Below are 20102 nucleotides of genomic sequence, written 5' to 3'. Positions count from 1 at the left end.
CTCTGTGCTGGGCTTGTCTGTGAGGGAGGCGCGGCAAGCCGGCTTGAAGTGTTCAATAGGCTTTTGTTGTAGTTGAAACCAAGACAGTTGAGTCAAATCGCCGCGATTGACTGGAAATTTGCGATGAGCCGGTAATCGGACGAATACTTTTGTTAAACTACAGCCACAGAACTCTAAATCAATTAAGGTAGTTTAGCCTTAGTGAGAGCCATGAAATTAACAGCGAGATGGATTAGCCAATACCTCAAGGCAAAAGGCGCTGAAGAAGGCAATTGTCGCAAGGCAAAGGGTTTGCGTAAATATTTTTTACTGTTTAGTTTTGTTGGGTTGCTTTTCCCTTGTTTAGTGTCGGCACAATCGTCTGTCTTGGCTGTCGGCAGCGCAGATCCGATTATTACTCCAAAGAAAAGTTTCTCAGAAATTGAGATTAATTGGAGCAATAACTTGCCAATACTGTTTAAGGTCATGAACTTAGCTGAGACAGTGCAGCAATTAGAAAAGCACTGGGAAAATGTCTATGAAGGTTATTGGGGAATCAATTTCTCTGATGAGGTAATGACGGCAGATAAGATAGCCGGTGTTTTGTCAGAAGTTGAAAAGCAATCTCAACTAAAGTCGGCTCTCATTTATATAACGTCTACCAAAGAGCAGCTAGAACTTTTGCTAGTTACTCCCAATGGTAAATTAATTCGTAAAACCTTACCAGAAGCCAATCAAGAAGCACTGCTGAAGGTCGTTAAAGAGTTTCGCAATACTACAGCAAATCTAGCAGAAACACGCAGGAGTTCTTATTTGCCGGCTGCTCAGCAACTCTATGAATGGATGATTGCGCCCTTAGAATCAGAATTAGAAAGTCAAGGAATAGATACCCTACTATTATGCTTGGGTAAACACTTAAGCGCGATTCCTTATGGAGCGTTGCACGATGGAAAACAGTTTTTAGTAGAAAAATATAGTTTCACCCGAATTCCTGCTTTCAAATTAATAGATCCAGTTTATCAAAATATTCAAAATTCACGAGTTCTAGCAATGGGGGCTTCAGAATTTCAAGAACTCACACCCTTGCCGGCTGTGCCGGTGGAATTGTCTAATATTACAGAACAAGTGGGAACTGGTCAATCTTTTTTAAACCAAACATTCACGCTAGAAAACTTACAATCTCAACGCCGGGAGCAGCCTTTTCTGATTGTGCACCTCGCCACTCATGCAGAGTTCAAACCAGGGCAACCAAGTAACTCGTTTATTCAGTTTTGGGATAGTAAGTTAACACTCGATAAAATGAGAGGGCTGGGTTGGAATAATCCTCCGGTTAATTTGCTTGTGCTGAGTGCTTGTAAAACTGCTTTCGGGGATGATAAAGCCGAGTTAAGTTTTGGGGGCTTAGCCGTTCAAAGTGGCGTTAAATCAGCGCTAGCGAGTCTGTGGTATGTTAGCGATACCGGCACTTTAGCGTTAATGAGTGAGTTTTATCAGCATCTACAAACAGCACCGATTAAAGCCGAGGCGCTTCGTGAAGCTCAAATTGCCATGATTCAAGGAAAAGTCCGCGTAGAAAATGGCAACCTACAGGGATCAACCTGGAGTTTGCCTCTGCCGGCAGAATTGAAAGCCCTTGAAACTCAAAATTTATCCCATCCTTTTTATTGGGGAGCCTTTATGATGATTGGCAGCCCTTGGTAAGCTTTAGCTCTCTGCCGTACTTACTCCGGCACGAAAACAGATAATGCTTGTGGGATAATTTGAAATTGTGCGGGTGTGTTGCCGGTTAATTCGCCATCCGCATCAATTAAGTAAGAGCGGCGCGTTTGTATCTCGATAGTTTGGGCTTGCAATGTCCGCACACCACGACCAGGTTTGCCTTTAATAATCGCCGGTAATAGGGGAATTAGATCCCACCAGTGTTGAATTTCTACGCAATAGAGATCCAGCCTTTGGTCATCAATTGTCGCATTTTCAGATACGCTCAACCCACTGCCATAATAGCGACCGTTGCAGACAGTAATTTGAACAGTTTTAACGCGAATATACTCGTTATTCCCTTGAATATCTGCCCAAAAAGGCCGACTTTGCCAGAGGACTTGTAAAGCGGTGGCAGCATAGGCGACTGATCCCCAACGTCGCTTAAATTGTTTTGACACTCGCTTATTAATTTCAGCACTCAATCCTATGCCGGCAACATTGAGAAAGTATTTGCCATTGACGCAGCCGATGTCTATGGTGCGGCGTTTACCTTGGGCGATAATTTCACAAGCTGCCGGTAGGGACTGGGGAATTCCTAAGTTACGGGCTAGATTATTCGCAGTACCTAATGGCAAGATTCCTAAAGGCAAGCCGGTGTCTACCAAGCCATCCAAGGCAGCATTGATCGTGCCATCCCCACTCCCAACAATCACACAATCGATTTGTTGCCTATAATGTCGGATCAGATCAGGCAATGCTTTTGGGTTTTCAGCAGACTCCTCTATCAGTTCTAGACCCAATTCTTGCAATTGTTGAAGAGCTTGCAGCCGGCCTTCCTGTCCCAGGCGAGCGTTAGGATTAACTAGCAGCAGTGCGCGTTGACTCATTCGGCCTCATGGATCAGCAATCCAGCAAGATTATTTTCTTTATTGTCTGGCTAAATGTGCCGGTTGTCATAGGGAAGTTGAACAGTCGAGCACTTCACCCCCTCATTTCCTCAAAAGCTCATTATCAACCATTCGTCCTAAAAAGCCGGCTGCATTTGCAGAAACCATGACATATGGACACTTATTGAGTTAAAGAATATCCACCTCACAGTTATTCAAAAATCAATTTCGCGTCCAGCATTTACCTACTACAAATCAATTCCTAAATCCCGCAATCTCTGCGCTAATTCCTCAGCTCGTCTTTCAGCATCTTCCGCACGTTGTCGTTCCATTCCTAACTGCTGTTGTGCCGCCTCAACCTGCTGCTGTGCCGCCTCCTCTTCAGTCAAAATCCAATTTCCTTCAGCGTCGTACCAACGTAACCACAAGCGATCTAAACCTTCATAAACTCCCTGCCATAAGCCTAAACCTAATTCAATATCAGGCATCCAAATTTTCGGTTCATTTAATTCTAATTCCTGATAGTTACCGGCTTGTAAACTAAAGGCTCGCAACTGGTTGTTGTAGCGATTAAACACGACATAATAAGGAATCCGCAAAATTCGCTCGTAAACCTCCCACTTCCCAGGCGGTTTATTCGCATCCCGCTCAGTTTCTCCCAAGTCTTCCTTTTCTGTTCCTGGTGATAGTAATTCCACCACGACAAAGGGACTGACTCCTTCTTGCCAAATCACATAACTCATGCGGAGATCATGCCCATCGTAGAGCCTCGGCACGCCTACGACTCCAAACCAATCTGGGCGTTTATACCTATTTTGGTGATGAACATCGTAGTAAAGATTTATGTCGCTGCCGGCAAACACCTGATCTGGAAAATATTGGCGAGGGCGGAACGTGCGACGCAGCAATTCTGGTTGGAAATAATGAAATACGTCAGGCAAACCAGGTTCCTCCGGGTTTTCGCTGGGCAAATCATACATTGTAGGCAGGGTTTCCCTCGGAGAAAGGGGCGGATCGCTTTGCTCAACCGGGTACTTGACTCGAAACATAACAAGCCTCACTTCCACTGAGGGAGAAAGTTTATGTAGGGATATTCCATGCCGGTGCCATTTCTACTTTATCCCCCAAATTAACCCCAAGGTATTTAGGAGTCACGCACTGCGGTAGCCTAGATAAAGTGACTTTATTCGCTCATTTGGCGCGATCGTTCTATGTCCCCAATCGTATCTGCCCCTACTCGCACAGTTCGCATCGGTTCCCGCAAAAGTCAACTCGCCCTTGTCCAAACTTACTGGGTGCAAGAACAACTCCAGAAACACTACCCAGATTGCACGTTTGAAGTCCACACCATGTCTACCCAGGGCGATAAAATTCTGGATGTCGCCCTCGCCAAGATTGGTGACAAAGGACTTTTTACCAAAGAACTTGAAGTCGGAATGCTCCAGAATGAGACGGATTTAGCCGTGCATTCCCTCAAAGATTTGCCCACTAACTTACCCGAAGGCTTAATTCTCGGATGCGTTAGCGAAAGGGAAAACCCAGCAGACGCGCTGGTGGTGCATGAAAAGCACAAAGACAAGCAACTGGAAACGTTGCCGGCAGGTGCAGTGATTGGCACCTCCTCTTTGCGACGCCTTGCTCAACTGCGCCACCACTATCCCCATTTGGAATTTAAAGATATTCGGGGCAACCTCAATACCCGACTGGCGAAACTGGATGAGGGCGGGTATGACGCGATTATCTTAGCGGTTGCCGGCCTACACCGGCTGGGAATGAGTGATCGCATCCACCAAGTCATCCCGGCTGAAATTTCCCTCCACGCCGTCGGACAGGGCGCACTCGGCATCGAATGTCGTGCCGGTGACACGGAAATTTTAAATCTTCTTAAAGTCCTCGAACATACCCCCACCGCCCAGCGCTGCTATGCGGAACGCGCTCTTTTACGCACACTTGAAGGTGGTTGTCAAGTTCCTATTGGCGTCAATACCACAATTGAAGGGGATCAACTGACCTTAACGGGCATGGTAGCCAGCCTTGACGGCAAGCAATTGGTTAAAGATACCATCACCGGCCCTGCTGAAAATGCCGAACAACTTGGCATCGAACTTGCTCACAAATTGCGGGAACAAGGCGCACAAGAAATCTTGGCAGAAATCTTTGCCCAAATTCAACGGGAGCAAAAACATTAGATCCAAGATTTTAGGTTGAGAATTCCTGGTGAGAATTACAATCGGTTGAATCTCACCAGTAGCTCAAAACTATAAAAACCGCAGGTAAATACAGTCGGTAGCAGATATTTCTAAAACCCCACAAATATCGGCGTATGCATGAAAGCATCTACCGCTTATATTGTGGCGCAAGCATTCCTGCCGGCAATTGATCTGCGGTTTTAAATTCAAAACCGAAAATATGACTCAACCCATTGATGCGTTTAAAACAGCACTTCAGTTCACCCTCAAATGGGAAGGAGGTTATTCCCCCAACGATGTGGGTGGCGCGGTAAATCGCGGAATTACTCAAGCCACCTACGACACCTATCGCCAAAACAAAAGTTTACCCCTACAGACAGTTAGCAAAATTACCAAAGCCGAAGTCGAAGAAGCTTATCTTGAACTTTACTGGAAGGCTTGCAAAGCTGACTTAATGTGTTTGCCTTTGGCGATTGTCCACTTCGACACAGCCGTAAATTTTGGCGTCACCGGCAGTACCGAATTTCTGCAAGAAGCACTGGGCGGCGTGTCGGTAGACGGCGATTTTGGCCCCAAAACAATGGCAGCATTGCAGCAAGCAAATAACTTGGAAACAGCCAAGCGTTACTGTCAGTGCCGACTCGACTATCGGCAGCAGCGAGTCAAATCAACCCCTAGCCACAAAATCTTTTTAGAGGGATGGCTAAATCGGGATAAGGACTTACTGCGCTTAATTAGCCAGCTTAACAACGCAACCTCTGCCGGCGGGGATGTAGCGGTTGCGCAGGCTAACAACCCCACTGCTAAACAGACAAACCCTCAGCCAAATCTACCTGCTTTAGAAGAGCAAGGGAGCAAGGAAGAGTCTGTCAGTCCCCAGTTAAGCCTCAACTCGGAAAAGAAAGACAAAATTGTTGAAAAACTAGCCCAAGTCATCAACCTGCTTGAAGAAGTCGTGGTGACGCTCAAACAGTCTCAATAAAAGAATTCAACCCAGCGTTAGTGCCGGCGCAGAGTACAGCTGTGCTATCGCACAGGTATGATGACGGTACAAACTGACCATATCAGGGAACACCAAGAAATAATGCGAATTCTTTTTGTTGCCGCAGAAGCGGCTCCCATAGCAAAAGTGGGTGGCATGGGCGATGTTGTCGGTGCTCTGCCTCAAGTGTTGCGAAAAATGGGGCATGATGTCCGCATCTTCATGCCTTACTATGGCTTCGTGCCAGACAAAATGAAGGTTCCCAAAGAGCCTGTCTGGCAGGGATATGCCATGTTCCAGAGCTTTTCCGTTTACGAAACCGTTCTCCCCGGCAGCGATGTCCCCCTGTACTTATTTGGCCATCCCTCCTTCTTACCTCGCCGCATCTACTCGGGCGATGACGAAGACTGGCGCTTCACCCTGTTTGCCAATGGAGCTGCTGAGTTTGCCTGGAACTACTGGAAACCCCAGATTATCCACTGCCACGACTGGCACACCGGCATGATCCCCGTGTGGATGAGCCAAGATCCTGATATCAGCACTGTCTTTACGATTCACAACCTCGCCTATCAAGGGCCGTGGCGCTGGTATTTAGATAAAATTACCTGGTGCCCTTGGTATATGCAGGGTCATAACACGATGGCGGCTGCTGTTCAGTTTGCTGATCGCGTTAACACCGTCTCCCCCACCTATGCCGAGCAGATCAAGACAGCAGCTTATGGGGAAAAAATTGAAGGGTTGCTATCTTTTATCAGCAGTAAATTAAGCGGCATTGTTAACGGGATCGATACCGAAAGCTATAACCCCGCCACTGACAGATATCTCCCTGAAACGTTCACGACTGAGACTCTTGATAAACGCATTGTGAACAAAATTGCTTTGCAAGAAGAAGTGGGCTTAGAAGTCAACAAAGGTGCTTTCTTAATTGGCATTGTGACGCGGTTGGTAGAACAGAAGGGAATCGATTTGATCTTGCAGATCCTTGATCGATTTATGGCTTATACGGATTCCCAGTTAGTTTTGCTGGGCACCGGCGATCGCTATTACGAAACCCAAATGTGGCAGATTGCCTCCCGTTTCCCCGGTCGTATGGCCACCTATTTGCTGTATAACGATGCCCTTTCGCGGCGCATTTATGCCGGCTGCGATGCTTTCTTAATGCCGAGCCGGTTTGAGCCTTGCGGCATCAGCCAAATGCTCGCCATGCGCTACGGTTGTGTGCCTATCGTGCGGCGCACCGGCGGCTTAGTGGATACAGTTTCTCACCATGATCCTAATATTAATGCCGGCACCGGCTACTGCTTCGACCGCTACGAACCCCTAGACCTTTACACCTCTATGGTACGCGCCTCTGAAGCCTACCGTTTCCACGACAAATGGCAGGAGTTGCAAAAGCGGGGGATGCAACAAGACTTTAGTTGGACTAAATCCGCCAAGGAGTATGTCAGACTGTACAACTCAATTTTAGGCATCACCGAGGAACCAGCAGATCCGCAGCCACAGACAAAATTGGCGAAGGCAAAATAGGGAATGGGGCATGGGGAATGGGGCATGGCTGCGCCAACCTAAAGGTATGGATATTTCTCCCATTCTCCCCCTCTGTGTACGGGCGTTAGCAGCCAGCAAAAATGGTATACAAGACGCCCCTAGGAACCCCTCTCCCGCTCTCTATCTACTCAATTTTTATTTTTTTAGATGCCGGCTATGAAACGACAATGGCAAGTGTTAATTCTGGTGCTGCTGGTATTGGCGATTGCTTTAATCAGGCCGGCTTTCGCCCAACCTGTTGACATCACATTGTTGCAGTTCAATGATGTTTATGAAATTACGCCGGTTGCCGGTGGAAAAATGGGGGGATTGGCGCGTGTTGCCACTATCCGCAAGCGTCTTTTAGCGCAGAATCCCCACACTTATACGATTCTCGCCGGCGATTTTTTCAGTCCTTCCGCACTTGGCACTGCAAAAGTTAATGGTGAACCCCTTGCCGGCCAACAAATGGTGGCAGTGTTGAATGCAATGGGGTTAGAATACGCAACCTTTGGCAATCACGAGTTTGACCTTAAAGAAGACCAGTTTTACCAGCGACTTAAAGAATCTCGGTTTAAATGGTTTTCTAGTAATGTATTTGACGCTGCCGGTAAATCTTTCCCAGATGTACCGTTATCTGAAATTATTAGTGTTAAAAGTAAGAAGGGAAGGGTCGTTAAAATTGGATTAATTGGCGTTACCATTGACAGCAACCGCCCCAATTATGTTAGCTACCGCGATCCAATTGAAACGGCACGAGAACAGGTGCAACCGCTTAAAGGTCGAGTTGATATTATTGTTGCAGTTACTCACCTGAATTTGGCGAAAGATCAAGAACTGGCTGAATCTGTCCCTGAAATTGATTTAGTTCTGGGGGGACATGAACATGAAAACATTCAGCAGTGGCGTGGCAGCGATTTAACTCCCTTATTTAAAGCAGATTCTAATGTCCGCACTGTTTATATTCATCACTTGCATTACAACCCAAAAACCCGCAGCCTTAAAGTTGAATCTCGCCTGACGCCATTGACATCTGACATTCCCGAAGATCCTGAAACTGAAAAAGTGGTTCAGGAATGGCAAGAACGAGGTTTTCAAGGATTTCGTGCGAATGGCTTTGCACCGGAAAAACAGATAACGACAACGGCTGTAGCGCTTGATGGTTTGGAAGCAAGCGTCCGCAACCGGCCTACTTTGCTGACTGAGTTAATTGCAATGGGAATGTTGCGCGAAGTAACCAATGCGGATCTCGCTATTTTTAATGGGGGTTCGATTCGGATTGATGATGTGATTCCACCAGGGCCGGTGACGGAATATGATGTAATTCGGATTATGCCCTTTGGTGGGAATGTTTTGGCTGTATCAATGGAAGGTCAGGTGCTTAAACGGGTGCTAGATCAAGGAATTGCTAACCAAGGCACCGGCGGCTATCTGCAAACGGCTAATGTAAGTTTGAGTCCAGAGAGTCGCACTTGGCTGATTGCCGGTGAACCACTCGACCTCAGCCGGCGCTATCTTGTGGCGATTAATGATTTTTTGCTAAAAGGCAAAGAAAAGAATTTAGATTTTTTAACTCCTGAACAACCAGGTGTGCAAGTGATTGAGAAAAAGCGCGATATGCGTTTTACTTTGATAGACGAGTTAAAACGGCAAAATTCTTCGGTTTCTTCTAAATTACATCCTCAAGTAAAGCAATCGTTAGCCTTGCCGGCAGTTGTTCACAGATAAGCGAGGAAAGCGGGAAAGATGTGGTTTCTTTCCCCTCTTTTCTCAGGAATGATAAATATTATAATAAATCAGGATTGCGAAAAAAACAGAGAATATATGCGAAAACCTTAGCAAACGCAAACTTTAAATATTTGCTTAATTGTTATGAAAATTTTTCAGGAACATTAAAATTCTCAATTTTATCTTATAGCTAAGTTGACTGAGGAGTCCTATCTGTCAGCGTAAAAGCTTGAAGATAAGGTTTGTGCCTGAAAATGGCACGAAAACTTTTAGATTGTCAAAACGTATCGTTTGTAAAATTATTAGGTTTGAGTGAAGTGGTAAAATGCTGAAACTCCATAAAATCTCTCAAGTGATTTTTAAACCAAAATCTCCAGGCAAAAACCTAAAATTGCGGTTTTTTATCATGACTCTGCTGTGCTTGGGAATTGGCACTATAGAAACTCACGTTAACGCGCAGCAAACGAAAAGCGCGAACTGCCAACCACCGGCACTGTCTCGCGTGAAACGGCACACGATTGCTGCCGGCGAAACGCTGGAAACTATTGCGAGTCAATACAATCTCATTCCGTCAACACTGATGGGGATGAACCCAATTTTGCAAAAGGGTGAGGTGCCGGTGGGAAGTGAAATTTTGATTCCGCCTTACAATGGCATTCGTGTAGAAGTTCCTGCCGGCAAAACGTGGGAAAGTATCGCAACGGCCTATAATGTGCGTCCGGACGTGCTTTTCGAGGTCAATGGCTGCCAACCGGCCCCGCCAGTGGTGTTTGTGCCGGGAGTGAATTGGTCGCCAAAAGATCCAGCAGAACAAAATGCGCCGAGTACAACGGATCGGGATGCTGGTGCGGTTGTCGGCTATCCTTTGTCAGAAGAAGCCCCTGTGATTTTGCGCTATGGCTGGCAACTGATGCCATTGCGGGGTGAAGTGGGATTCCACAGTGGAATAGACTTGCAAGCGAAGGTGGGAACCCTAATTTTGGCAGCCGGCACCGGCATCGTCGCATTTGCCGGCGAACAAGGAAATTACGGGAATTTAGTGGTTGTGAATCACCCGCGCGGAAAACAAACTCGCTATGCACACCTTGACACTATTTCCGTAAAAGCCGGCCAGCAGGTTAACCAGGGAGAGTCCCTGGGTACAGTGGGTTCCACCGGCAGTCCTGATGTCAACGAAGCGCATTTGCATTTTGAAATTCGCTATTCCACTCAACTGGGTTGGGTGGCAGAAGATCCGCAAAACTACATCGGATCAATGCCGGTGACGCAATCATTGTCAGTGTCAGCAGAAGATCCGCAAAACTACATCGGATCAATGCCGGTGACGCAATCATTGTCAGTGTCAAATGACAGCACTTTTCCAACCAAGTGAGATCCAGAAAAACTGTATAGGCCGGTTTAAAATAATCTCGGTTGGCAAAGTGACAATTGAACGCTCAAATCTGCCCCAGACATCGGTGTGGTAAGCTACTGGCAAACCGCGATAAGTCTGAACCCAAAAGCAAGCTAGACTCGCTGTAAGCGCAAACGTAAATTGATAGCGGAGGTCAAACAATGGCTTTAAAACTTGGAGATCGAAGTTCCGAAGTTGAGCAATTAAAGCGACAATTAGAAACTTTGGGATACAGTATTGGGCGAATTAACGCTGAATTCGACGCGCGAACCGATGACATTGTCAAAGCTTTTCAAGAAGAGGCAGGGCTGAAAATTGACGGGATTGTTGGCCCAACAACCAGCGGGGCGCTAAGTCAGGCAACTCAGGGAATGGTCAGCATCCCGAATATCGGAGGAGCGCTGGAACAGTTTGCCGCTCCCGCTTCGCGCCCTGAAGCCAATATCAGTGGGGATTTTATCGAGGGACGCTGGCCGGCATGGCGTGTCATTGTTAGCGGTCTGAACGGTCGCAGTGGCCCTGGGATGGAATATCCCGCTGAGTATGTATTCCCAAACGGTCAGACGTTTTCTCCCCATCAAGACTACACCCATCCCATTCAATTTGATTGGGTAGGTAAGCCCTGGATGGTCGTCAATGAAAGGGGTGCAGCGTTCTTCGTGAGAGCAAACCGTAAGTTTATTGAACCAGTTTAATCAGGGTGGTTATGAAAGCACTTGTTACCGGCGCAAATGGATTCACCGGCTCTCACTTAGTGCGGCTGCTGTTGGCGCAAGGCCACTCAGTCATCGGCTTTGTGCGAAAGTCCAGCGATTTATCTCGCCTTGCAGATTGCAATATCACGCTCGCTTATGGCGATATTACCGACAGCGAAGCCTTGAAAGCAGCAATCGCCGGCGCGGATACTGTCTTTCACACAGCGGCTTATGTGGAACTGGGTATAGTCAATGAGGGGCAAATGCACCGGGTGAATGTGGAAGGAACCCGCGCCGTACTGGAAGCCGCAAAAGCTGCCGGTGTGAAAAAAATGGTTTATTGCAGCACAATTGGGGTGTTTGGAGATACCGGCGGACAGGTTGTGAGTGAAACGTTTAAACGCACGCAAACCGGCTTCTCCTCTGCCTATGATCGCACCAAATACGAAGCGCAGCAGTTGGTGGATCAATTTGCTAAGGAAGGACTGCCGGTGGTGAGTCTTCTGCCTTCTGGAATTTTTGGCAGCGATGACCCGCATTTTGGGCCGGTGATGAAGCAATTTCTCAAGGGAGGTTTGAAGTTGTGGGCAGGAGGCGATCGGATCACCGGCATCGTTCACGTCGATGACTTGGCCACCGCGATGATTTTGGCGGCAGAACGCGGCAAACCGGGGGAACACTACATTATCTCTGCCGGCGATCTCTCCACTCGCGAAATGTTTGGGATTTTTAGTCAGGAAACTGGGATTAAAGTGCCGGCTGAAGCCCCGAAATTTATTGTTAGGCTAGCCGGCAATCTCCTCGATCCGATTGGACGTTTTTTCTCCTGGCAACCGCCTCTCAGCCGAGAGCGAGTTCACTATGTTTATGATCGCTGCGTCCGAGTAGATGCCGGTAAAGCGCGACAAGAACTCGGCTGGCAACCACGTTCAGTTGAAGAAACCCTGCGAGAGATAGTCAAAAGTATTTAGATCGTCGGTTCTTTAGAGGCAAAACATTCGGGGATAACTGATCGTGTTTAGCGACGATTTTTATATCCAAATGCTTTGCCCTAAGTAAGTTTCGTAGTTTCGTGGCCGATTAATCTGAGTTCAACGCTGTGATTAACGACAATCAGATCACCCTCACAGAACTAGCGCCCCCCCGTAAGTCGGGCTAGCGCATCTTTAACTGCCGGCGGCAGTTGACGCAGAATCTTACCCTTTTCTCGGTCAACCGCCACCAACGTCACCCGACCCGTCAAATATAGCTGTTGGCCATCGGGCGACTGAATTTGATAATCCCAATTCAGCCGCACCCCCTCCAGATCGTCCATGCGCGTCCTGACGACAACAGCCATTCCCATCTGCACAGAACGGTGGTAGCGCACGGTGAGTTCCACCACCGGCAGATCGCATCCTAACGCGACGAGATCGGCAAAGTTGATGCCAAGCGAGCGCAAGCATTCCACCCGCGCCTCTTCCATCCAGGCAATGTAGGAACCATGCCAGACATTGCCGCTATAGTCTGTGTGGTGCGGCTGCACTCGTACTGGATACTCAAACCAGGTTCCTGATGTCGCAGACGAGAGTTTGTCCAGTGCAACAGTGGGTTGCAGTTGCGGTTGTATTTGGTTTTGCTCAGACACTTTACAAATTGTTGAAAAACGCTAAATTTCTACAAATTCCGAGTGCGGACTCAATTTTATCCTTAAATCGTAGATGGCCGGCTCACTAAACCTGTTGCAAAAATCCTAGAAGATGGAAATGCCTACTCTCATCTGTGGGTTAGCGCAGGCGCGAAGCAGCCGGCAACGGCAGACTGAGAGAAAATTTAGCTTGAAACCCGCCTGGAGGCAAGAGGAGTGCTTGTAGTCTCCCGGCCACAGAGGGAGCGTTAGAGCGAGTTTTGCCACAAAGCTAGGATGTAACAGAGATTCTTTCCCTTTAACAAGTCAAAGAAATTACCGAGCCTGATGCTCAACACACCCAGCTATTTTAAGGAGATGAACCAATGATAGAAAAAATTTTGATAGGCGTTGCCGGTCGCGGGCTGTGCGAACAGATGCTGAAGATGCTGATGGAAATTCCTTCAATCCAAAAGGCATCCGTCACTGTGTTGCACGTCGTGCCAGAGCAAGTCAGCGCCGACGCAATGGCTGCAAAACTGGAAGAAGGGGGCAAAATTCTTGCTGAAGCAATTCAGAGTTTGAACTTAGACCCCAAAAAAGTTACGGCAAGACTGAAGCAAGGCGACCCCAAAACCACTGTTTGTGAAATCGCTGAGGAAATCAATGCTGACCTGATTATCATGGGTTCGCGCGGCTTAGGCCGGCTGCAATCGATCTTAGAAAACTCTGTCAGTCAGTACGTTTTTCAGCTCACCTCTCGCCCGATGCTCCTGGTTAAGGATGACATTTATGTCAAACGGATCAAAAGCATCATGGTGGCGATGAACAAATCCGACTCCGCCCAGAATTGCTTAAAGCTGGCTTTATTCTTGCTGCGAGATATCAAAGGAGGGCAATTGGTACTCTCCCACGTCAACCCCCCCGATCCGACCGCCAAACCTGAAGCTGACCCGGTTTTAGCGGCGGCAGTGGCTGAGGCGAAAAAGTACGGCGTTGCTACGCGCTGCCTCACTGCCAAAGGGAAAGCCGGCGAAGAAATTTGCCGCATTGCCGAGGAGTCAAATGTTGACCTGTTGATGCTCGGTTCCCCAGATCGCCGGCCTTCAATTGCGAAAAGCTTTGTCGATCTCGACCGGCTCCTCGGCAATTCTCTGTCAGACTACGTCAGAGTTTATGCCAACTGTCCGGTGTTATTAGCCCGGAGTGTGGCTGAGGCATAGCGCACACAGTCCCCATCCACTTCAAAACAGCAAAGGCACCAACGGAAAACTATCCGGGTGCCTGTGTTGTCTTAAGCCAGTTATAGCCAACTCCTAAGAACCTCTTTTGCTCTCGCGGCTAGCCGTTTGAATGTAAAGAATCAAGAGGAAAACGGCTGGGACTAGCACAAACAGGATACTCGCAATAAATCCTAAATCATTAACTTCCATTAAACCGGCCTCTGTGTTATCTGAAAATTCCGTAATTCTAGAATATCACGGCTTTGTTTTCACAGTGACCGGCCCATTGACGAGGGTTTGGCAGGCTAAACGATAAGTTTCAGGTTTCTTCTTCAATTTGCGATTTTCTACCTCAGTGCGAGGCGAGACATTTTCCATCCCTTCGACGATTTCCACCAAGCAAGTGCCGCATTGACCGTAGCCCCCACAGTTCATCATCTTTCCCCAGGTTTTGTAGAGGTCGATGCCATTTTCTAGGGCTTTGAGCCTTAAGTTCGCCCCATCTGCTGCAACCACTTCCTTGTTTTCTTGTTCAAATTTGATGTTACCCATTCTGATTCTCCTTGCTGTGGTGTGTCAGATAGCTGCACGGGTTTTGGCTCAATGCTTGGGGACATTAGCCCTTGTCGATGCCGGCAAAGCTAAGTGGTGCGATCTGTCTCGACGGTTTAGCTGATGCCAACACTCAGACTTGACAGTGGCATGAGCGGTTTATTATCAATCGCTTTTGTTTCTTTACCTACATTTTATTACGAAATGTTAAAAAAAGTTAAATTAAAATAAACCGTAAAAGAGCCGGCACCAACGACAGGTTGATGCCGGTTTCATTTAATTTCATGCGCCTTTGAAGATTTGTCGCGACGTGCCGGCACGCCTATTGGTGTGAGCTACTACCGATAGTTGCGGTAAGCGGCTTCGTTCCCCAGTCTATGACAGGCGAGCGGGTGAGGGCGCAATGGCTACAGTTTGTATCACCCCAAGCGTCCGAGAGCCGGCAATTCCATCACTCTTTAACCCGTAATATTGTTGGAAGCGCTTCACTGCTGCCTCAGTTAAGGAGCCATAATATCCGGTCACCGGCCCATTATAAAAGCCAGATGCACGCAACTTATTCTGGAGGTTCACCACATCTTGGCCATTAGAACCGCGAGAGAGGGTACGACTGGGATAGCCAGTACCGCCACCGCTACCGTTTGGCAGGTATGACAGCGTCACCGAACCGGCAACGCCATCCACAGATATCTTCTTAGCTTGCTGAAAGCGTTTGACTGCTGCCTCAGTCAGGCTGCCAAAGTAGCCGGTGACCGGGCCATTATAGTAGCCGGCATTGATTAAGCGAGTTTGAAGATTGGTGACTTGTGCGCCACTATTCCCACGACGCAGTGCGGCAAAAGCGTTGCCGGCCATGCTGACAATACTCAACGCCATTGCTAAGGACAGGAAACGAATAAAAGTACGGCTAGAAAGCTTTTTCCAGTTGATGCCGGCTAAATTTAGCTCGCTGTTGGCAGGTTCTTCATACGCTACTGCTAGATGTGTGTAAGCAAGAGTTTCCATAATTTCCCCCTAAATTGTTAGAAAATTCAGTTCAAGAAGTCGTTTTTTTTGCTTTGCTTCAGGTGTACTCGATCCCAAAGCTCAAAGCCCAGCAGTTTTGCTTGTAATACAAAATTCTTACCAGAAAGCAATAAAAAGTCTTATTGCTTAACAAGCCAAAGCTGTCAGGTGCTTAGTAGGCGATTTTTGGCAGGTTATCAGCTTTTCAAAATCAAACAGTTTTAAGGGTCATAGCCTTTTAAGAGTTCTGAAAAAGAAAGCCGATATTCATTTGATGTAGAGTGGGTTACTGAAGGAGTGAGATTCAAGAAATGATAAAGTAAGAATGTGATCAACGCGGCTTGAATTAGTTTTTCCCACATCGATTTGCTCCCCTGATATCTTAAAAGCGTGTCTCACTTGTTGCCCAATTTATGTTAGTTACATTGAGTGAAGCCTTCAGTTGTGTGTCACTCTCTAAATTGACAGCCGGAGAGCAGATGTTGAATTTGACTGGCGGGGTGAGTGCCGGCTTAAACAATTCCTGTCGGCATCCCGAATTTAAAGCGACACAACCCGTATTGATGAATTTGGTAAAAGTTAAGCGGATGGCTGATGAAAGTAGACAATTTATTAAGTGGCACATCTGGTTTCTCTGTAAAGCTACTTAAAAAACATGGGATGTGCTGATTGATAGCCGGCTCAAGTATATAAAAGCTTTTTAAAATCGGTTAAACCACATTTAATTCTCTCCCTATCTTCCCATCTCCCTCTCAGTCTTCTTCGCAAACCCAGGTTTGCCAGGGACTTTGGTAGCGATCGCAGCAATGGGAGACGAGTGTCACAGGTGCCGGCGACAACCGTCACACAAGTCTCAGGGAAAACACGGCATAGTAGGTATACAGGAGTTGTAACGCAATAAAGGAGGGTCATCAGAATATGACCGCACACAAAACTCAACAACTCACAATTATGGCCAAAAAAGAGTTTGCGCCGGCACAGACACAGCTTCAGTCTGATAAAACTGAGGAGAAACTGTCTGAAGATATGAAAGCTTTAGTCCGTGCTTTAGCAGTTCATTCGATTTGGGCGAAAGTTGGGTTGCTTGATAAGAAGTAAATACGTTCTGAGTGTGTTCGCTTCGCCCACTTCACACCCTCGCCGGCTTGCTGCGGTGCCGGCAGATTATCGAACTTGTTAAACGCATTCACAAAATACTCAAAACAATTGCCCCTATGCTGAAATACATAGGGGCATTGGCTTTCACAAGCCGGCAATCTGAGGGAACGGTCTGCCGATGTTCTCTAATACTACGAGAAAGCTTGTAGTGCGGGCATCTTGCCCGCTATAAATATTACAACTAATTGAATAAAATGGCTATTTCCAAGCAGGATAGAGTCATTTAATCAGACATTAGCTCTTTCTTGCTGCGCTTTAATTCCTTCCAGAGGCTTTCGATATCTTGATAGGCTTGCTCTGGAGAAATTTTACCGCCAGTTTCTAAAGCAGAGATATAACTAATTCTCTGAGAAAATTCTTGCAGATTTGCATTAAAAGCGAGCTGTTGCGGGGTAAACTCGCCTTGGTAACGGCTCCGGGGATAAAAAAAGCTAAATTTATCTACAGGTTGAGAATCAAACATTTTCCTTCACTCTTCTTTTAGATCTTTGATAGGTCTCTCTTTGCGGAGGTTACTTGATATTTGCAGCCGGCTAAACTGATATCTTTCCAGATTTCCTTAGCTTGACAGTGACGAGGTAACCCTGGCAATTCCCAAACATCAGATGCGTAATCATCACAACAAGATAAAGTTAATCGTTGTTGGCTGTAAGTTTCTTCAATGGCCATTCTGTGTTTCTCAAAATGAAAAAAAAGTTTGGGAGAATGCCAAGCGCCAAGTAGACGAGGTACTTACAACAGAGGTTGACTTATTCCCTATTGCAATCCTCCCAACTATTTTGCTGTTAAATGTGAGTTGCTATCTCTATTTAATAGAATAACGGCTAGTTTCTGATTCAACTCTCTATCTGAAGAATAGGTTTATTGTAAAATTTTTTAGTATCAATTAATACACAATAAAATATATTTTTTGCTGGGCGGACGCTAATCTTATATTACAGTGAATTTTGTCTATGATTATCATTTTAAATAGCAATGGCAAAAACTTTAAAGCTTCTTTTAATATTCTATACTGACATTTGACTAAACTTTAGTTTCTAGATTTATAGCGACTTGCATTCATACTGGCCGGCAGTTGCCCCTATACAGACGCAGGCGATGCCGGCAGCGAGACAGCAATACCAATCTAATCACACCTCTGAGTGCGACGTGGGATGAGATGGCGAGCACCCAGCAATTGATATTTAGCCGGCCAAAAAAATACCCCAGTTTTTGAACCGGGGTTGGAGTTCATCGGGTGTAAGCACTGCGCTGTTAAAGGACAGGACAAGGTCAGAAAACCTAAAGAAATGCTTGGATAAATTCTATGGATGACTGATTCTAGATTTTAAATCAGCAATAGACAGCGCTTGCGAAATATTCTTGTGCTGCAAATGTAATTACTCCTTACTTTTCTTGCGGCTTTTTTTGCCACCTTCGCGGCCAATTGCAGCCATGTGTTCCCGATTTTTGCTTACAGCTTCACCACCCTTGCGGCCAGCTTCTCTAGCCTCCTCAGATGAGAATTCGTGCGCGGTTCCTTTTTCATGTGCTGCATGACCGCCCTTGCTAGCGATCTCACGCTGCTTGTCTTGATCCATCGAGGCAAAACCACGCTTGCTGGTGTCTGACATGACCTTAATCCTTGTATTTCTAGAATATTTGACATTTTTAACAAATTATCGCTGCTGCCCTCTTGAATCATCTGCCTGGAGAGACACAGCAGCATTAAATTTAGCTGTGCCAAAGAACACAAGAAATTCTTAAAAGGCTAGGAAGGTTGACTTCAGCCTTTTTATTAGGCCGGGTTGTTTTTTTATAGGATTTTTGTGTAAAATTCTATAACTCAGCTAGAGTTATTCGGAATTTCTTCAAAAATCTCTCATTGGATTGTGGTAAAACTAGCTCGAACGTTTGTATGCTTCAGTTGCTAGGCACAAAAGGTAGAGGTGGACAGTGAATGTAAAGTTATTTGCGAAGAAAGTAGAGACGTTTCACTGGCAGCTGGCCGAGCTTTATCAATACGCTTATTCTTCCGTTGAGGAGCAACCGAATTTGCTGCCGGCAGCCTTCAAGGAACTCGGCATCGCCTCTGAAGAATTGCAAGTAGCCGTGGAAGAGCTACAGCTGAAGAATGAGGAACTAACATCAGCACGAGCGGCGTTAGAAGCCGAACGTCAGCGCTATGAAGATTTGTTTGAATTCGCCCCAGACGGCTACATCGTAACGGATCGCGACGGGAAGATCATCGAAGCAAACCGGGCCGCCGCCCAGATGCTCAACGTTTCGCAGATGGCATTAGCCGGTAAACCGCTGGCCATTTTCATTCCCCCAGAAGAACGCAAGGACTTTCGCACCCAAGTAAATCGGCTGTACCACGACAATCAAGCGATATGGGGGGAAATGCGCCTACAGCAGCGTCACGGTGAAATGTTGGAGGCGGCGATGAGAGTTGCCACTATCCGCACCCCGAACCAGCCAGTTGTCCTACTGTGGCTGCTTCGTGACATTACGGAGCAAAAACGAGCGCAAAGAGAAAATAATGGCAGCGACGGTAGCCAAGATCGTCCTGCTTATGTCTACACCAAAGGGGAAATTATCTCCCTCAAGCCCCAAGTAATTTGGCAAGTCTCTAAGGGATTGGTCAAGTTAAGCACTCTCTGTGCAAATGGCGAAGAGGTAATCGTGGGTTTGTTAGGGCCACAAATGCACTTTGGACTGAGTTCTACTTCCCTACAAACTTACGAAGCAAAAGCACTTTCCGACGTTCATCTGGTGTGTTTTTCTGAAGCAGAAATCACAGCTTCGCCAATTCTAGCCCAAGCTCTTTTAACTCAAATGAACCAACGCCTACAGCACACAGAATCGTTATTAGCGATTTTTGGACAGCGGCGTGTCATCGACCGATTAACCTGTTTGTTGCATCTTCTAAAACAGCAAATTGGTGAACCTGTAGATGAAGGAACTCGTTTGAGTGTTCGTCTCACCCATGAGGATCTGGCTAACACTTGCTGTACCACCAGGGTGACAATCACGCGGCTACTGAGTAAATTACAACAGCAAAGAAAGATCCTGTTTGATAGTAAGCAGCACATTGTTTTAAAAGATGTCAGTATTCAGAATGGCAAGCTTTAATGCCAGACTCTACTACGGGCGGAAAAAGCATGATGCTTGCTCAGTTAAGAGTGGCGGTGCCGGCAACCGCCACCTAGACATCACACTTTTCTATTAATACACTTGCTGGCAAAATTGGATAACCGATGCCACATAAGAAAAAAAATATGCCGACTTTTTAAGCTAAATTCCGCTGCAACCTGCGTTTCTATTGCAATATAATTTAATTTCTCAAAGTCCGAACGCTCGCCTTTTCCTAAACTTACACAATTACAGCAAATTCGAAGTCTATGAGGTACAGTAGCAGCAATGTGTAAACCAATTTTTGAGATGTTCGAGATTCATTAATTGAAGTGCTAGTTTAATTAAACCATCAACTCCAGA

General features: G+C 46.6%; 22 protein-coding genes. 13 read left to right on the top strand and 9 right to left on the bottom strand.

From position 1 onward, the window contains the following. Positions 1-210: 210 nt before the first annotated feature. Positions 211-1680, top strand: a complete 1470-nt coding sequence (locus tag H6F56_RS21575) for a CHAT domain-containing protein (RefSeq protein WP_242032116.1) — start codon at positions 211-213, stop codon at positions 1678-1680. Between the two features lie 20 nt (positions 1681-1700). Here H6F56_RS21575 and H6F56_RS21570 read toward each other — a convergent pair whose 3' ends face one another. Continuing rightward, the gene (locus tag H6F56_RS21570) at positions 1701-2567 is read right to left on the bottom strand and encodes a lipid kinase (RefSeq protein ID WP_190672580.1); all 867 of its coding nucleotides are present in this window, start codon (positions 2565-2567) and stop codon (positions 1701-1703) included. Positions 2568-2815: 248 nt separating this feature from the next. Further along, entirely contained in the window at positions 2816-3616 is an 801-nt protein-coding gene (locus tag H6F56_RS21565; RefSeq protein WP_190672577.1) for a Uma2 family endonuclease, read from the bottom strand. Between the two features lie 162 nt (positions 3617-3778). On the opposite strand from H6F56_RS21565, the gene hemC reads away from it, so the two are divergent. The 7 genes from hemC (at position 3779) to H6F56_RS21530 (ending at position 12052) form a co-directional block, all read left to right on the top strand. Then, positions 3779-4756 carry a hydroxymethylbilane synthase gene (gene hemC, locus H6F56_RS21560; protein ID WP_190672575.1) on the top strand — a complete coding sequence of 326 codons (978 nt, stop codon included), beginning with the start codon at positions 3779-3781 and terminating at the stop codon, positions 4754-4756. 220 nt (positions 4757-4976) lie between these two features. Continuing rightward, positions 4977-5738 (top strand): glycosyl hydrolase 108 family protein, encoded by a 762-nt coding sequence (locus tag H6F56_RS21555; protein ID WP_190672572.1) that lies wholly within the window; start codon positions 4977-4979, stop codon positions 5736-5738. 102 nt (positions 5739-5840) lie between these two features. Then, positions 5841-7265, top strand: a complete 1425-nt coding sequence (glgA, locus tag H6F56_RS21550) for a glycogen synthase GlgA (protein WP_190672569.1) — start codon at positions 5841-5843, stop codon at positions 7263-7265. A 177-nt stretch (positions 7266-7442) separates the two neighbouring features. Further along, the gene (locus H6F56_RS21545) at positions 7443-8993 is read left to right on the top strand and encodes a bifunctional metallophosphatase/5'-nucleotidase (protein ID WP_190672566.1); all 1551 of its coding nucleotides are present in this window, start codon (positions 7443-7445) and stop codon (positions 8991-8993) included. 406 nt (positions 8994-9399) lie between these two features. Beyond that, positions 9400-10365 carry a peptidoglycan DD-metalloendopeptidase family protein gene (locus tag H6F56_RS21540; RefSeq protein ID WP_190672564.1) on the top strand — a complete coding sequence of 322 codons (966 nt, stop codon included), beginning with the start codon at positions 9400-9402 and terminating at the stop codon, positions 10363-10365. A gap of 182 nt (positions 10366-10547) precedes the next feature. Beyond that, a complete protein-coding gene (locus H6F56_RS21535) occupies positions 10548-11081 on the top strand; it encodes a peptidoglycan-binding domain-containing protein (protein WP_190672561.1) in 534 nt (177 codons plus the stop codon). A gap of 11 nt (positions 11082-11092) precedes the next feature. Further along, entirely contained in the window at positions 11093-12052 is a 960-nt protein-coding gene (locus H6F56_RS21530) for an NAD-dependent epimerase/dehydratase family protein (protein ID WP_190672558.1), read from the top strand. Positions 12053-12213: 161 nt separating this feature from the next. On the opposite strand, the gene H6F56_RS21525 is transcribed toward H6F56_RS21530, so the two are convergent. Beyond that, entirely contained in the window at positions 12214-12708 is a 495-nt protein-coding gene (locus tag H6F56_RS21525; RefSeq protein ID WP_190672556.1) for an acyl-CoA thioesterase, read from the bottom strand. Between the two features lie 365 nt (positions 12709-13073). Between H6F56_RS21525 and H6F56_RS21520 the strand changes: the two genes are divergently transcribed. After that, positions 13074-13910, top strand: a complete 837-nt coding sequence (locus tag H6F56_RS21520) for a universal stress protein (RefSeq protein ID WP_190672553.1) — start codon at positions 13074-13076, stop codon at positions 13908-13910. Between the two features lie 93 nt (positions 13911-14003). On the opposite strand, the gene psbM is transcribed toward H6F56_RS21520, so the two are convergent. Together psbM and H6F56_RS21510 are read right to left on the bottom strand one after the other, a co-directional pair. Continuing rightward, entirely contained in the window at positions 14004-14120 is a 117-nt protein-coding gene (gene psbM, locus H6F56_RS21515) for a photosystem II reaction center protein PsbM (RefSeq protein WP_190672550.1), read from the bottom strand. A gap of 45 nt (positions 14121-14165) precedes the next feature. Next, on the bottom strand, positions 14166-14462 hold the full coding sequence (locus H6F56_RS21510; protein ID WP_190672547.1) for a 2Fe-2S iron-sulfur cluster-binding protein: 297 nt from the start codon (positions 14460-14462) through the stop codon (positions 14166-14168). Between H6F56_RS21510 and H6F56_RS26980 the strand changes: the two genes are divergently transcribed. Then, positions 14452-14586, top strand: coding sequence for a hypothetical protein (locus H6F56_RS26980; RefSeq protein WP_255513765.1), 135 nt, complete (start codon positions 14452-14454; stop codon positions 14584-14586). The two genes, H6F56_RS21510 and H6F56_RS26980, sit on opposite strands and share 11 nt — an antisense overlap. 251 nt (positions 14587-14837) lie before the next feature. On the opposite strand, the gene H6F56_RS21505 is transcribed toward H6F56_RS26980, so the two are convergent. Next, a complete protein-coding gene (locus H6F56_RS21505) occupies positions 14838-15467 on the bottom strand; it encodes a peptidoglycan-binding domain-containing protein (protein WP_190672544.1) in 630 nt (209 codons plus the stop codon). Between the two features lie 479 nt (positions 15468-15946). Here H6F56_RS21505 and H6F56_RS21500 point away from each other — a divergent pair, with 479 nt between their 5' ends. After that, entirely contained in the window at positions 15947-16117 is a 171-nt protein-coding gene (locus tag H6F56_RS21500; RefSeq protein WP_190672541.1) for a hypothetical protein, read from the top strand. A 268-nt stretch (positions 16118-16385) separates the two neighbouring features. Next, complete coding sequence (locus H6F56_RS21495) at positions 16386-16565, top strand: hypothetical protein (RefSeq protein ID WP_190672538.1); 180 nt, start codon at positions 16386-16388, stop codon at positions 16563-16565. 283 nt (positions 16566-16848) lie between these two features. On the opposite strand, the gene H6F56_RS21490 is transcribed toward H6F56_RS21495, so the two are convergent. From H6F56_RS21490 to H6F56_RS21480, 3 genes are all read right to left on the bottom strand, one after another. Continuing rightward, entirely contained in the window at positions 16849-17088 is a 240-nt protein-coding gene (locus H6F56_RS21490) for a hypothetical protein (RefSeq protein WP_190672534.1), read from the bottom strand. A gap of 17 nt (positions 17089-17105) precedes the next feature. Continuing rightward, positions 17106-17294 (bottom strand): hypothetical protein, encoded by a 189-nt coding sequence (locus tag H6F56_RS21485; RefSeq protein ID WP_190672531.1) that lies wholly within the window; start codon positions 17292-17294, stop codon positions 17106-17108. A gap of 710 nt (positions 17295-18004) precedes the next feature. Continuing rightward, on the bottom strand, positions 18005-18238 hold the full coding sequence (locus H6F56_RS21480) for a KGG domain-containing protein (RefSeq protein WP_190672528.1): 234 nt from the start codon (positions 18236-18238) through the stop codon (positions 18005-18007). A gap of 322 nt (positions 18239-18560) precedes the next feature. Between H6F56_RS21480 and H6F56_RS21475 the strand changes: the two genes are divergently transcribed. Beyond that, positions 18561-19739, top strand: coding sequence for a PAS domain S-box protein (locus H6F56_RS21475; protein WP_190672525.1), 1179 nt, complete (start codon positions 18561-18563; stop codon positions 19737-19739). The last annotated feature ends 363 nt before the right edge of the window (positions 19740-20102 follow it).

It is taken from the genome of Microcoleus sp. FACHB-672, assembly GCF_014695725.1.
In the GTDB taxonomy this organism is placed as follows: Bacteria; Cyanobacteriota; Cyanobacteriia; order Cyanobacteriales; family Oscillatoriaceae; genus FACHB-68.
Note: the sequence above shows the minus strand (reverse complement) of the source record. Positions and strands in the feature narration are given on the sequence as shown.